The 12863-nt window shown below is 67.0% G+C and carries 11 protein-coding genes; 4 read left to right on the top strand and 7 right to left on the bottom strand.

Annotation, left to right across the window (positions count from 1 at the left end; all coding sequences use genetic code 11):
• Positions 1-132: 132 nt before the first annotated feature.
• The gene (gene dnaB, locus ACGFW5_RS10315; RefSeq protein ID WP_393833761.1) at positions 133-1626 is read right to left on the bottom strand and encodes a replicative DNA helicase; all 1494 of its coding nucleotides are present in this window, start codon (positions 1624-1626) and stop codon (positions 133-135) included.
• 423 nt (positions 1627-2049) lie between these two features.
• Here dnaB and ACGFW5_RS10310 point away from each other — a divergent pair, with 423 nt between their 5' ends.
• Positions 2050-3399, top strand: coding sequence for an MATE family efflux transporter (locus ACGFW5_RS10310; protein ID WP_393833760.1), 1350 nt, complete (start codon positions 2050-2052; stop codon positions 3397-3399).
• 163 nt (positions 3400-3562) lie between these two features.
• On the opposite strand, the gene rplI is transcribed toward ACGFW5_RS10310, so the two are convergent.
• From rplI to rpsF, 4 genes are all read right to left on the bottom strand, one after another.
• Positions 3563-4009 carry a 50S ribosomal protein L9 gene (rplI, locus tag ACGFW5_RS10305; protein ID WP_393833759.1) on the bottom strand — a complete coding sequence of 149 codons (447 nt, stop codon included), beginning with the start codon at positions 4007-4009 and terminating at the stop codon, positions 3563-3565.
• An 18-nt stretch (positions 4010-4027) separates the two neighbouring features.
• Positions 4028-4264: a 30S ribosomal protein S18 gene (rpsR, locus tag ACGFW5_RS10300; RefSeq protein WP_003956534.1), complete on the bottom strand. Its 237-nt coding sequence runs from the start codon at positions 4262-4264 to the stop codon at positions 4028-4030.
• 44 nt (positions 4265-4308) lie between these two features.
• Entirely contained in the window at positions 4309-4908 is a 600-nt protein-coding gene (locus ACGFW5_RS10295) for a single-stranded DNA-binding protein (protein ID WP_393833758.1), read from the bottom strand.
• Between the two features lie 74 nt (positions 4909-4982).
• Positions 4983-5273 carry a 30S ribosomal protein S6 gene (gene rpsF, locus ACGFW5_RS10290; protein ID WP_067162183.1) on the bottom strand — a complete coding sequence of 97 codons (291 nt, stop codon included), beginning with the start codon at positions 5271-5273 and terminating at the stop codon, positions 4983-4985.
• Between the two features lie 265 nt (positions 5274-5538).
• Here rpsF and ACGFW5_RS10285 point away from each other — a divergent pair, with 265 nt between their 5' ends.
• The 3 genes from ACGFW5_RS10285 (at position 5539) to ACGFW5_RS10275 (ending at position 8214) form a co-directional block, all read left to right on the top strand.
• Positions 5539-5853: a hypothetical protein gene (locus ACGFW5_RS10285; protein WP_393833757.1), complete on the top strand. Its 315-nt coding sequence runs from the start codon at positions 5539-5541 to the stop codon at positions 5851-5853.
• A gap of 143 nt (positions 5854-5996) precedes the next feature.
• The gene (locus ACGFW5_RS10280; protein ID WP_328311730.1) at positions 5997-7115 is read left to right on the top strand and encodes a peptidoglycan bridge formation glycyltransferase FemA/FemB family protein; all 1119 of its coding nucleotides are present in this window, start codon (positions 5997-5999) and stop codon (positions 7113-7115) included.
• 67 nt (positions 7116-7182) lie between these two features.
• Positions 7183-8214, top strand: coding sequence for an alanine racemase (locus ACGFW5_RS10275; protein ID WP_393833756.1), 1032 nt, complete (start codon positions 7183-7185; stop codon positions 8212-8214).
• 97 nt (positions 8215-8311) lie between these two features.
• Here the strand turns inward: ACGFW5_RS10275 and ACGFW5_RS10270 are convergent, their stop codons facing one another.
• Together ACGFW5_RS10270 and ACGFW5_RS10265 are read right to left on the bottom strand one after the other, a co-directional pair.
• Positions 8312-9820 (bottom strand): glycosyltransferase family 87 protein, encoded by a 1509-nt coding sequence (locus ACGFW5_RS10270; RefSeq protein ID WP_393833755.1) that lies wholly within the window; start codon positions 9818-9820, stop codon positions 8312-8314.
• 144 nt (positions 9821-9964) lie between these two features.
• Positions 9965-12643: a transglycosylase domain-containing protein gene (locus ACGFW5_RS10265; protein ID WP_393833754.1), complete on the bottom strand. Its 2679-nt coding sequence runs from the start codon at positions 12641-12643 to the stop codon at positions 9965-9967.
• Positions 12644-12863 lie beyond the last annotated feature (220 nt).

Below are 12863 nucleotides of genomic sequence, written 5' to 3'. Positions count from 1 at the left end.
GTCGGCACTTTCCTTCACTCGGAAGAGCGAAGGCTTCGAGCTGCGAGTCTCATGATGGCTGCATAAATGCCATCCATATGCAGTCGGCCCTGAGATTATGAAGCTGAATTTGAGACCCTACAAGCGCCGTCCTCAGGTCTGAGCCATGTCCACGAAGCGCGAGTAGTGGCCCTGGAAGGCGACGGTGATGGTCGCGGTCGGTCCGTTACGGTGCTTGGCCACGATCAGGTCCGCCTCGCCCGCGCGGGGGGATTCCTTCTCGTACGCGTCCTCCCGGTGCAGCAGGATGACCATGTCGGCGTCCTGCTCGATGGAGCCGGATTCACGCAGGTCGGAGACCATCGGCTTCTTGTCCGTGCGCTGCTCGGGGCCACGGTTCAGCTGGGACAGCGCGATGACCGGCAGCTGCAGTTCCTTGGCGAGGAGCTTCAGGTTTCGCGACATGTCCGAGACTTCCTGCTGCCGGCTTTCGGCACGCTTCGATCCGCCCGACTGCATCAGCTGCAGGTAGTCGATGACGACGAGGCGGAGGTCGTTGCGCTGCTTCAGGCGGCGGCACTTGGCGCGGATTTCCATCATCGACAGGTTTGGCGAGTCGTCGATGTAGAGCGGCGCCTGGGACACGTCCGGCATCCGGCGGGCCAGTCGCGTCCAGTCCTCGTCCGTCATGGTGCCGGAGCGCATGTGGTGGAGCGCGACCCGCGCCTCGGCCGACAGCAGACGCATCGCGATCTCGTTGCGGCCCATTTCGAGCGAGAAAATGACGCTGGGCAGGTTGTGCTTGATCGAACAGGCTCGTGCGAAGTCCAGCGCCAGCGTCGACTTACCCATCGCGGGACGGGCGGCGATGACAACCATCTGGCCGGGGTGCAGGCCGTTGGTGAGCGAGTCGAAGTCGGTGAACCCGGTGGGCACTCCGGTCATCTCGCCGCTGCGGGACCCGATCGCCTCGATCTCGTCGAGAGCGCCCTCCATGATGTCACCGAGCGGCAGATAGTCCTCGCTGGTGCGCTGCTCGGTGACCGCGTAGATCTCCGCCTGCGCGGAGTTGACGATGTCGTCGACATCGCCGTCCGCCGCGTATCCCATCTGCGTGATCTTGGTGCCGGCCTCCACGAGGCGGCGAAGCACCGCCCGCTCGTGAACGATCTCCGCGTAATAGGAGGCGTTGGCCGCCGTCGGCACCGACTGGACCAACGTGTGCAGATACGACGGGCCGCCCACCCGGGTGATCTCGCCGCGCTTGACCAGTTCCGCGGCGACCGTGATGGGGTCGGCGGGCTCACCCTTGGCGTAGAGATCGAGGATCGCCGTGTAGACGGTTTCGTGAGCGGGCTTGTAGAAGTCGTGGCCCTTGATGATCTCCACGACGTCCGCGATGGCGTCCTTGGAGAGCAGCATGCCGCCCAGGACGGACTGCTCGGCGTCGATGTCCTGCGGGGGTACCCGCTCGAAACCGGAGGAGCCGCCGTCCCAGTCGTCCTGACCGCGGTCGTGCTGATCGTCACGGCCCCTGCCCCGCCCACGGCTGCGGCTCTCGCTGTCACCGCGCTGGCGGGAAACAGGCAGACGGTCGCTCGGACCGGTATCGGCCCAGGGCTCGTCCAACGGCTCGGGAATGCTCACCGGGCCACCTCCTCCCGTCCGCTCCGCGGACCTAGCCGTGCCACTCTTTCTACGGCACGACACTGACAAAACGAGATGCCCGACTCCGGTTCCGGCGCGTCGGGCGCCGGACCACGTTAGGCCCGCGAGCGGCGTCAGCCAATCTGGTTATCCACAGGGCATGTGGACGAAGGACCCGATGCTGTGGAGAAGTCTCCGGAACCTGTGCACGGACCGGGGGACAGCACTGTGGACAAAGTCATAGCCCCCCTGCCACCACGGCTCTGACCTGCACTTTCTCCATCCACCGGCTGTGGGGGAGAAAAAGTTTCCCGACTGGCTCAAGATCCCTGTTCCCGGTGCGCGCAGCGACCGCACCCGACCTTGAAAGTAAGGGCTCCTAGTGCATTGCGTCCATTACCTGTGGAAGATTAGATTGGCCCCATGACACAGGCCCCCATGGCTCCTGAGCACGACCGGCGCGCTACGCGACGCGGACACGACCGCGAGATCGTGTCTCTCGCCGTTCCCGCTTTCGGGGCCCTCGTCGCCGAACCCCTCTTCGTGATGGCCGACAGCGCGATCGTGGGCCACCTCGGCACGCCGCAACTGGCCGGTTTGGGTATTGCGGCCCCTCTGCTCACCACCGCCGTGAGCGTCTTTGTCTTCCTCGCCTACGCCACCACCGCTGCCGTCTCCCGACGCGTCGGCGCCGGCGATCTGCGGGCCGCGATACGCCAGGGCATGGACGGCATCTGGCTGGCCCTGCTTCTCGGCACCGCGGTCGTCGTCGCAGTCCTCCCCACCGCCCCATGGCTGGTGGGGCTGTTCGGCGCTTCGGACACCGCGACGCCGTACGCCGTCACCTATCTGCGCATCTCGGCGCTCGGCATCCCCGCCATGCTCGTGGTGCTTGCCTCGACCGGCGTACTGCGGGGCCTCCAGAACACCAGGACGCCTCTCTACGTCGCGATCGGCGGCTTCGCCGTCAACGGCATGCTCAATCTGGCGCTCGTCTACGGAGTGGGCCTCGGCATCGCCGGGTCGGCATGGGGCACCGTCATCGCCCAGTTCGGCATGGCTGCCGTCTATCTGACCGTGGTCGTGCGCGGGGCGCGACGGCACCGCGCGTCTCTGCGCCCCGACTACGCGGGCATCAAGAACAGCGCACAGGCAGGCGTGCCTCTGCTGGTCCGCACGCTCTCCCTGCGGGCCGTCCTGATGATCGCCACGGCCGTCGCCGCCCACCTGGGCGACGCCGACATCGCCGCTCACCAGATCATCTTGTCCCTGTGGAGCCTCATGGCCTTCGCCCTCGATGCGATCGCCATCGCCGGGCAGGCGATCATCGGCCGTCATCTGGGGGCCGATGACGTCAACGGAGCCCGGCAGGCCTGTCGCCGCATGGTCGAGTGGGGCATCGCCTTCGGCATACTGCTCGGGCTGTTGGTCGTGGCCGCCCGCCCCCTCTTCATCCCGCTCTTCACCGGCGATCACGCCGTCCAGGACGCCCTGCTGCCCGCTCTTCTGGTCGTCGCCGTCGTCCAACCCGTGGCTGGGATCGTCTTCGTACTCGACGGCGTACTGATGGGGGCGGGCGACGGATCCTACCTGGCAGGGGCCATGCTGGTGACGCTGATCGTCTTCGCCCCTGTCGCTCTGCTCGTGCCTACGCTCGGCGGCGGCCTGACGGCTCTGTGGTGGGCGATGGCTCTGATGATGGTCGTGCGCATGCTGACCCTGGTCTGGCGAGCCCGCTCGGGGCGCTGGTTGGTCACCGGCGCGACACGCTGACCACACGGCAGGCCGGAGAGAGCCCCCAGCCTCGTTTCACGTGAAACGAGGACGCCGCCAGTCCCTGATGACCGGCCGCACTCTTTGATTCCCTGTTTCACGTGAAACAGGGAAAGGGCCGCACCCCTCGGGGTACGGCCCTTTCTGCTGTGCTGTGCTGTGCTTAAGCGGCGATGACCTCGACGCCGAGCTTCGCGACAACGTCAGCGTGCAGACGCACGGACACCTGGTGAGCACCCAGGGTCTTGATCGGCGAACCGAGCTCGACGCGGCGCTTGTCCACGTCCGGGCCGCCCGCAGCCTTGATCGCCGAAGCGACGTCGGCCTGGGTGACGGAGCCGAAGAGACGGCCGGCCTCGCCGGAGCGAACAGCCAGACGTACCTTCACGCCTTCGAGCCGGGCCTTGACCTCGTTGGCCTGCTCGATGGTCGCGATCTCGTGGATCTTGCGCGCACGACGGATCTGCGCGACGTCCTTCTCGCCACCCTTGGTCCAGCGGATCGCGAAACCACGCGGGACCAGGTAGTTGCGAGCGTAGCCGTCCTTGACGTCAACGACGTCGCCGGCAGTGCCGAGGCCAGAGACCTCGTGGGTGAGGATGATCTTCATTTTTCGGTCACCCTTCCCTTATCGCGCGGTGGACGTGTAGGGCAGCAGCGCCATCTCACGGCTGTTCTTGACGGCCGTGGCGACGTCACGCTGGTGCTGCGTGCAGTTGCCGGTCACGCGGCGGGCACGGATCTTGCCGCGGTCGGAAATGAACTTCCGCAGCATGTTCGTGTCCTTGTAGTCCACGTAGACGGTCTTGTCCTTGCAGAAAGCGCAGACCTTCTTCTTAGGCTTGCGCACAGGCGGCTTCGCCATGGTGTTTCTCCTGTGTGATCAAGATGTGGGGATAACGAGCTGCCCTAGAAGGGCGGCTCGTCCGAGTAGCCGCCGCCGCTGGAGCTTCCGCCCCAGCCGCCGCCACCGCCGCCGCCACCCTGCTGCGGCTGTCCGCCGCCGGCCGGTGCACTGGAGGCCCAGGGGTCGTCGGCGGGAGCACCGCCGCCGGCCTGCTGGCCGCCACCGCTGGGGGCTCCGCCCCAGCTGCCGCCGCCCTGCTGCTGACCGCCGCCGCCATATCCACCCTGGCCGCCGCGACCGGTGGTCTTGGTGACCTTGGCCGTGGCGTTCTTGAGGCTGGGGCCGACTTCCTCGACGTCCAGCTCGAAGACCGTGCGCTTGACGCCCTCGCGGTCCTCGTAGGACCGCTGCCTCAGCCGGCCCTGCACGACTACGCGCATGCCTCGCTGAAGCGACTCCGCGACGTTCTCCGCCGCCTGACGCCAGACCGAGCAGGTCAGGAACAGGCTTTCGCCGTCCTTCCACTCATTGGTCTGCCGGTCGAAGGTGCGGGGAGTGGACGCGACACGGAACTTCGCGACGGCCGCACCGGAGGGGGTGAAGCGCAGCTCGGGGTCGTCGACGAGATTGCCGACGACCGTGATGACGGTCTCGCCTGCCATGGATGAACCTCTCGGCGGGGATTGCTGCTGGCTGCTGTGTTGCTACTCGGACCCGATTACCTCTGAGCGGAAGCTCAGTGGGTCTCGGGACGGAGGACCTTGGTCCGGAGGACCGACTCGTTCAGGTTCATCTGACGGTCGAGCTCCTTGACGACCGCAGGCTCAGCCTGAAGGTCGATGACCGTGTAGATGCCCTCGGGCTTCTTCTTGATCTCGTAGGAGAGACGACGACGGCCCCAGGTGTCGACCTTCTCGACCTTTCCGTTGCCCTCGCGGACGACGGAGAGGAAGTTCTCGATCAGGGGAGAGACAGCGCGCTCCTCCAGATCGGGGTCGAGGATGACCATCACCTCGTAGTGACGCATGTGGAACCCACCTCCTTTGGACTCAGCGGCCACGGTCGTTCCGTGGCAGGAGGGTCGTGATGCGTAAGCAACGGTATCGGCCCCCACTGACAAACCCCCTCCGTGAGGAGCGGGACGGCATGCGGGCACGGCTGACACCGGTGCAGACCGTCCAGAGTACCTGTTGACCCGCTTCCGGTTGAAATCCCGTGGGTGGGGGACGCAATCTGTACACATCGGGTGTGTGCGGCGTCACCCTTCGCCGCCTTCCGCCAGGAGGTGCCCCATGGCACAAGCAGTGCGACCCAACGGCCCTGTCTCTCTCTTCGCCACCGACGGCAAGGCCCATCCCCTCCAGGACGCGTTCATGGCCGTCACGGTCGTCCTTGGGGTGCTGGCCTTCACCACGGCCTGGTTCTACAACCTCCACCTGGTCAGCTCATGGGCCGGCCTCGTCGGAATCGTCACGGGCGCGTACGGCCAGTTCATCTCGGCGACGACGCGTGAACGGTTCCTGCTGATCCTCGGCCTCGGCGCCTCAGCCGTCGGTTTCTTTCTCGGCATGGCCCACGGCGGGCTCTTCGGCGGCGTCGTCGGCTGACGCGCACGCGCCGCCCAGCACCACGGATGGCCGTACGGCGCTGTGCCGGACGGCCATCCAGGGCGCTCCTGTGGCCCAGTAGGCTTCGGCACGAGAGCCGGAGCCCCTGACCCCATGGGGACACACCTGCCGAGGAGCGCCCCATGAGCCTGACCCTGAGGACCATCAGCCGTGAGCAGCATCTGGCGTACATCCAGAGCCTGCCCGCGGCGAGCCACTGCCAGGTCCCGGCGTGGGCCGACGTCAAGACCGAGTGGCGCTCGGAAAGCCTTGGCTGGTTCGACAAGAGCGGCCAGTTGGTCGGTGCCGGTCTGGTCCTTTACCGCCAGCTCCCCAAGGTCAAGCGCTACTTGGCGTACCTGCCCGAGGGCCCGGTCATCAACTGGTACGCGCCCAACCTGGACGAGTGGCTGAAGCCGATGCTCGCCCACCTCAAGCAGCAGGGCGCGTTCTCGGTGAAGATGGGCCCGCCGGTCGTCATCCGCCGCTGGGACTCGGCCGCCATCAAGTCCGGTATCCAGGACCCCGACGTGAAGCGTCTGCGTGACGTGGAGGCCACGCACATCGAGGCGCGTGCCTTCGAAGTCGCCGACCGGCTGCGCAAGATGGGCTGGCAGCAGGGTGAGGACGGGGGCGCCGGATTCGGCGACGTCCAGCCGCGCTACGTCTTCCAGGTTCCGCTGGCCAACCGCTCCCTGGACGATGTCCTCAAGGGCTTCAACCAGTTGTGGCGCCGCAACATCAAGAAGGCCGAGAAGGCCGGCGTCGAGGTCGTACAGGGCGGCTACGAGGACCTTGCCGAGTGGCAGCGCCTGTACGAGATCACCGCGGTGCGCGACCACTTCCGGCCGCGTCCCCTGTCGTACTTCCAGCGCATGTGGACGGTCCTCAACTCCGAGGATCCCAACCGGATGCGCCTCTACTTCGCGCGCCACAACGGTGTGAACCTCTCGGCCGCGACCATGCTCGTCGTCGGTGGGCACGTCTGGTACTCCTACGGCGCCTCCGACAACATCGGCCGAGAGGTCCGTCCCTCCAACGCGATGCAGTGGCGGATGCTCCGTGACGCCTACGCGATGGGTGCGACCGTCTACGACCTGCGCGGCATCTCCGACTCGCTGGACGAGACCGACCACCTCTTCGGCCTCATCCAGTTCAAGGTGGGTACCGGTGGTGAGGCTGCCGAGTACCTCGGCGAGTGGGACTTCCCGCTCAACAAGCTGCTGCACAAGGCGCTGGACATGTATATGTCGCGCCGCTGACCCGGTTGCGTACCCTCGTTCCTCGTACCTGCGACACATCGCAGTCATCAGAAAGGTCCGGACGGCCATGGCGCTCACCCTCTATGTCGACTCCGCTCGCTGGCGGGCGCACCAGAAATCCGTCGTCGACCAGTTCCCAGGCATCGTCCCGGTCTGCAAGGGCAACGGCTACGGCTTCGGCCACGAGCGGCTTGCCGACGAGGTCTCCCGTTTCGGCTCGGACATCCTGGCTGTCGGCACCACTTACGAAGCCGCCAAGATCAAGGACTGGTTTAGCGGTGATCTGCTCGTCCTGACGCCGTTCCGGCGCGGTGAGGAGCCGGTGCCGCTGCCCGACCGCGTCATCCGCTCCGTCTCCTCGGTGGACGGTGTGCACGCCCTCGTGGGCGCCCGAGTGGTCATCGAGTGCATGAGCTCGATGAAGCGCCACGGCGTGAAGGAGGAGGAGCTGGGCATGCTCCGCTCCGCCATCGAGGACGTACGGCTCGAAGGGTTCGCCCTGCACCTGCCGCTGGACCGCGCCGACGGCTCGGACGCCGTAGAGGAAGTCATCGCGTGGATGGACCGCTTGCGCGCGGCCCGGCTGCCGCTGCACACCATGTTCGTCAGTCATCTGCGCGCCGAGGAGCAGGCCCGGTTGCAGCAGCAGTTCCCGCAGACCCGGTTCCGGGCCCGCATCGGAACGCGGCTGTGGCTCGGCGACCATGAGGCGACCGAGTACCGGGGTTCCGTCCTCGACGTCACCCGGGTCTCCAAGGGCGACCGGTTCGGTTACCGCCAGCAGAAGGTCGCATCCGACGGCTGGCTGGTCGTGGTCGCCGGTGGCACCTCGCACGGAGTGGGTCTTGAGGCCCCGAAGGCCCTGCACGGGGTGATGCCGCGCGCCAAGGGCGTCGCCCGCGCGGGGCTCGCCACCGTCAATCGCAACCTCTCGCCGTTCGTCTGGGCGGGCAAGCAGCGCTGGTTCGCGGAGCCGCCGCACATGCAGGTGTCCATCCTGTTCGTGCCGTCGGACTCGCAGGAGCCGCGGGTGGGTGACGAGTTGGTGGCCCATCTGCGCCACACGACCACGCAGTTCGACCGTCTCATCGAGCGCTAGACAGCACCGCCCCTCGCATCGGGGCACCTCGACTTCGGGCCCCCGGCCGACGACAGCCGCCGTCAGCCAGGGGCCCGAGCCCTTTGCACGAGGTCCCCTAGGACGCGGGGGTGCGCATGCCCCACTCGACCCTCGGTCCCTCGTCGAGCGTGGCCGCGTGCCGCGGCGGATGCGCCGCCTGGCCGAGCACGAAGACGTCCTCGGCCCCGTCGAGTACCCCGCCCGACGGATCGTCCGAGCCATCGCGCCGGACGCCGTCCCGTTCCGGCATCAGGATGTCGCGCACCACGACGGCACACAGGTACAGCGTCGTCAACAGATGTGTGGCAATGGCCAGTTGATAGCCCTCGGGCGGCAGGCCCTGATGCTTCTCGCCGCTCATCGTGTAGGCGAGGTACAGCCAGATACCGATGAAGTACACGACCTCGCCGGCCTGCCAGACCAGGAAGTCCCGCCAGCGGGGCCTGGCGAGGGCGGCCAGCGGGATCAGCCACAGAACGTACTGCGGCGAGTAGACCTTGTTGGTGATGATGAACGCGGCGACCACCAGGAAGGCCAGCTGCGCGAGGCGTGGGCGGCGCGGCGCGGTGAGGGTGAGCACAGCGATTCCCGCGCAGGCGAGGACCATGAGAAGTGCGGCCAGCGTGTTCACCATGTCGGTGTCCAGGCCCTTGCCCGTACGCTGCGAAATGATCAGCCAGAACGATCCAAAATCGACGGACCGTTCCTGGCTGAAGGTGTAGAACTTCTTCCACCCCTCGGGCGCGAGCATCATCACCGGCAGGTTCACCACGAGCCAGGCGCCGGCGGCGCCCAACGCCGCAGCGCCGAACTCGCGCCATTTCCCGGCCCGCCAGCACAACACGAGCAGCGGCCCGAGGATCAGTACAGGGTAGAGCTTCGCCGCCGTCGCCAAGCCGATCAGGATGCCGAAGGCGAGCGGCCTGCTGCGCGACCACATCAGCAGGGCGGCCGCGGTGAGTGCGACGGCGAACAAGTCCCAGTTGATGGTGGCGGTGAGCGCGAAGGCCGGGGCCAGGGCGACGAGAAGGGCGTCCCAGGGGCGACGGCGATGGGTGCGAGCGACGCAGACGGCGATGACAGCCGTGCAGACCATCAGCATGCCCGCGTTGGCCATCCAGTACATCTGCTCACGGTGCTGCATGTCTCCGCCGCCCGGCGTCAGCCAGGAGGCGACCTCCATGAACAGGCCGGTCAGCACCGGATATTCGAGGTAATTCATGTCGCCGTTGAGCCGGTCGAAGTACGGCACCAGATTGTCGGCGAAACCGCGGAGCGAGTACAGGTGGGGGATGTCCGAATAGCAGGCGTGGGTGTACTGAGAATTGGCTCCCCGGAACCAGGCCCAGTCGTAGCACGGCAGCTTCTGCGCCATCCCCAGGGCGAACATGCCGATCGCGACGAGCACCACGATCCTGACCGGGCTGAGCCACCGGTGGCCCGGCCTGGCCCAGCGGCCGAGTGGGCCACCGATCAGCTGGCTGCCCGCCGCCGCCACCTCGTCCTGTTCCGTGGGGCGTACGACGGGTTCCGCGGAGTCTCCGCGCCGGTCCTCGTACGCACGGGGGCTCGTCTCGCTCGTCATGCCGACATCCTGCCGTACACCGCTGTGGATACGGGGAGCGGCTGTGTTTCACGTGAAACGAACGCGCTGTTTCACGTGAAACGGGGGCGGTGTTTCACGTGAAACACCGCCCCCCGTCGTCAGTCGGTCGCTTCGGCCGGTTCCTCAGAACCAGCTGCCGCCGGGCCCACCAGGTCCACCGCCGGGCCCACCGGGTTTCGACCGGCTCGGTGACGGGCTAGGAGACGGCCCGCCGTTCGCTCCGCCGTCCGTGGGCCCCCCATTGGTGCCACCCGTGTCGTTGCACGTCCAGTCCCACCTGCTGCATGAGGCGCTGGGGGTCGGGGACGGCGGCATCGACGGAGTGCGGGACGGCTTGATGGACGGAGAGGGCGCAAGCGAGGCGCTCGGAGAGGGGACGGGGGTGGGGCTGGGGGACATGCCGCCGCCGTAGACCTTGTCGCCGATCTTCTCGGGTGCGGGGAAGGACACTGCGGTTGACCCTTCGAGTGCCTGCTCCATGTAGTCGTGCCAGATGCTCGACGGGAAGGACGCACCATGGATCTTCTCCTGGCCGCCCGTCCCGAACATCTTCAGGAACTCGCGCTTCTTGCTGGCCTCGTTGTCGTCGAAGCGGTACATGCCGACAGCGGTGGAGTACTGCGGGGTGTAGCCGACGAACCACGCCGACCTATTGCCGTCGGTGGTGCCGGTCTTGCCCGCCACCTGTCGCCCACTGAGCTTGGCGTTCGTTCCCGTGCCCTTGTCGACGACGGTCTTCAGGACGTCCGTGACGTTGTTGGCCACCGCCGCGGGGAAGGCACTCTTGGCCTGGTCCTCGTGCTGGTAGATGACCTTCCCGTCCTTCCTCACCGACGTCACGGAGAACGGGTCGCGCTGCGTCCCGCTGGCAGCAAACGTGGCGTACGCGCCGGCCATGCGGATCGCGCTCGGCGACGATGTACCGATGGAGAACGACGGAACGCTGGAGGAAGCCATGCTGGTCTTGCTGTCGCGCAGCCCCGCTGCCATGGCGGCCTGCTTGACCTTGTCGGTGCCTACGTCCATACCGAGCTGGACATAGGGGGAGTTCACCGACTCCTGCATCGCATAGCGGAGGTCGATGGCGTAGCTCGGCGGGTTGTACGACTCATTGCCGTCGTTCGTCTGCAGCCATTCGTTGCCGTTCTGGTCCTTCCAGACCGTCCCGTCGTAGTTCTTGATCTTCAGCCTGTTCTTGCCGCTGTAGATGCTGTCCGGCGAGACGGGCGTACGGGAGGAATCGCCCTGCGAAGCGGGCTTGTTCGGGTCGCGCTTGCCGTATTCCATCCCGGCCGCGAGGACGAACGGCTTGAAGGTCGAGCCGACCTGAGCACCGGTTTCGTCGGCGTTGTTGGTGAAGTGCTTGGTCGCGTCGTCGCCGCCGTAGATGGCCACGATGGCACCGGTCTTCACATCGACCGACGCGGCGCCGAACTGGACGAAGGTGTCCACGTCGGGGCGCTTCTTGGGGTCGATGTTCTTGTCCCGGACCTTCTTGACCACGCTCTCCATCTCCTGGACCTTCTTCTTGTCGAAGGTCGTATAGATCTGGTAGCCGCCCTGGGACAGATTCATGTCCGGGTTGTTGTTCTTCGCTGACGCCTGGGCGAGAGAGACGAGGTAGCCGATCTGCCCGCTCAGGTTCGCGCCCTTCTTCGGCTTGTCGGGCATCGGGAAGAGGCGGTACTTGTCGCGTTCGGCCTGGGTCATGTGCTTGTCCTTGACCTCCTGGTCAAGGATCCAGCCCCAGCGCTCGGTGGCGTTCTTGGTGTTCTGCTCCGCGGTGGCCGCCGGGTCGATCTCCGGGGCACCGGCCGGGTCGAAGTAGGTCGCGCCCTTGAGGAGCGAGGCGAGGAAGGCGCACTGGCTCGGGTCGAGATCCTTCGCGTCCTTGCTGTAGTACGTGCGGGCCGCGGCCTGCAGGCCGTAGGCGCCACGGCCGTAGTACGCGGTGTTCAGATAGCCCGCCATGATGTCGGACTTCTTCTTGGTCGCGCCGACCTTGATGGAGATGAAGAGCTCTTTGAACTTGCGGCTGATCGTCTGCGACTGGTCGTCGAGCTGGGCGTTCTTCACGTACTGCTGCGTGATGGTCGAGCCGCCCTGGGTCTGGCCGCCCTTGGCCATGTTCAGCAGGGCGCGGGCGATGCCCTGAGGGTCGATGCCGCTGTCGGTCTCGAACGTCTTGTTCTCGGCCGAGATGACCGCGTACCGCATCGCCGAGGGGATCTGCTCGTACGGAATGATCTGCCGGTTGACCTCTCCGCCCGTGGCGACCATCTGAGAGCCGTCGGACCAGTAGTAGACGTTGTTCTGAGCCTTCGCGGCCTGAGCCACGTCCGGGATGGCCACCATGTAGTACGCCACCCCGATGAAGGCGATCAGCAGGCCGAAACAGCCGAGACAGCAGGCGCTGACGAGCTTCCAGGAGGGCACCCAGCGCCGCCATCCGTGCCTGCCGAAGCGCGGATAGTCGATGAACCGCTTCTTGCCGGGGCCGCCGCCCGCTCCGCCACCCCTGCCGGGCCGGCGCCCTGCGCCCCTTGCGGGTCCCGCCACCTCGGTGGCGCGCCGCCGGCTCCCTCCCCGCTGGGCCCGGCGGGCCTCGGCCCGGCCGCTGTAGGAGGCCTCCTCCGGGTCGGACGTCGACCCGTGCGTACCGGAGGGTGAGTGGGCCGCGGGACCCGGGGATCCTGCCTCCGGACGGGCTCCCCTGCGCCCGGAGGGCTGCTGCGCGGCGCGTCGGGCCGCGGCACGTCCACCGCCTTGGGGCTGCGGCGGTTTGCGACGGTGCTCGCTCATCGAACGACTACTCCTAGGGCAGGCGAGAGCGCCTGGAAACGGCAGCTGGGTTCCTGTCCCCCCGATGTGCGCGACGGCCCCGCAAGGGACGGTGCCGCGCTGCAGCCCGTGTGCCGATGGCGTGGAACACGCCGACGCCCCCTGACGTCACTCGGCACACAGTGATCTGCATGGCGCACAGACTACGCACGCTCAAAACCTCCCTAGGGCCGAAGTTCAC

Origin of the sequence: Streptomyces sp. NPDC048416 (assembly GCF_043200435.1) — a bacterium.
GTDB lineage: Bacteria > Actinomycetota > Actinomycetes > Streptomycetales > Streptomycetaceae > Streptomyces.
This window is presented reverse-complemented; position numbering and strand designations above follow the sequence as displayed.

What these genes read in the sequence shown, in the direction of transcription:
- rplI (WP_393833759.1), bottom strand. Translation starts at nt 4,009, where the DNA reads ATGAAGATCATCCTCACCCACGAGGTCTCTGGCCTCGGCACTGCCGGC.
- ACGFW5_RS10270 (WP_393833755.1), bottom strand. Translation starts at nt 9,820, where the DNA reads ATGACGAGCGAGACGAGCCCCCGTGCGTACGAGGACCGGCGCGGAGAC.
- rpsF (WP_067162183.1), bottom strand. Translation starts at nt 5,273, where the DNA reads ATGCGTCACTACGAGGTGATGGTCATCCTCGACCCCGATCTGGAGGAG.
- ACGFW5_RS10275 (WP_393833756.1), top strand. Translation starts at nt 7,183, where the DNA reads ATGGCGCTCACCCTCTATGTCGACTCCGCTCGCTGGCGGGCGCACCAG.
- ACGFW5_RS10295 (WP_393833758.1), bottom strand. Translation starts at nt 4,908, where the DNA reads ATGGCAGGCGAGACCGTCATCACGGTCGTCGGCAATCTCGTCGACGAC.
- ACGFW5_RS10265 (WP_393833754.1), bottom strand. Translation starts at nt 12,643, where the DNA reads ATGAGCGAGCACCGTCGCAAACCGCCGCAGCCCCAAGGCGGTGGACGT.
- ACGFW5_RS10285 (WP_393833757.1), top strand. Translation starts at nt 5,539, where the DNA reads ATGGCACAAGCAGTGCGACCCAACGGCCCTGTCTCTCTCTTCGCCACC.
- ACGFW5_RS10310 (WP_393833760.1), top strand. Translation starts at nt 2,050, where the DNA reads ATGACACAGGCCCCCATGGCTCCTGAGCACGACCGGCGCGCTACGCGA.
- rpsR (WP_003956534.1), bottom strand. Translation starts at nt 4,264, where the DNA reads ATGGCGAAGCCGCCTGTGCGCAAGCCTAAGAAGAAGGTCTGCGCTTTC.
- ACGFW5_RS10280 (WP_328311730.1), top strand. Translation starts at nt 5,997, where the DNA reads ATGAGCCTGACCCTGAGGACCATCAGCCGTGAGCAGCATCTGGCGTAC.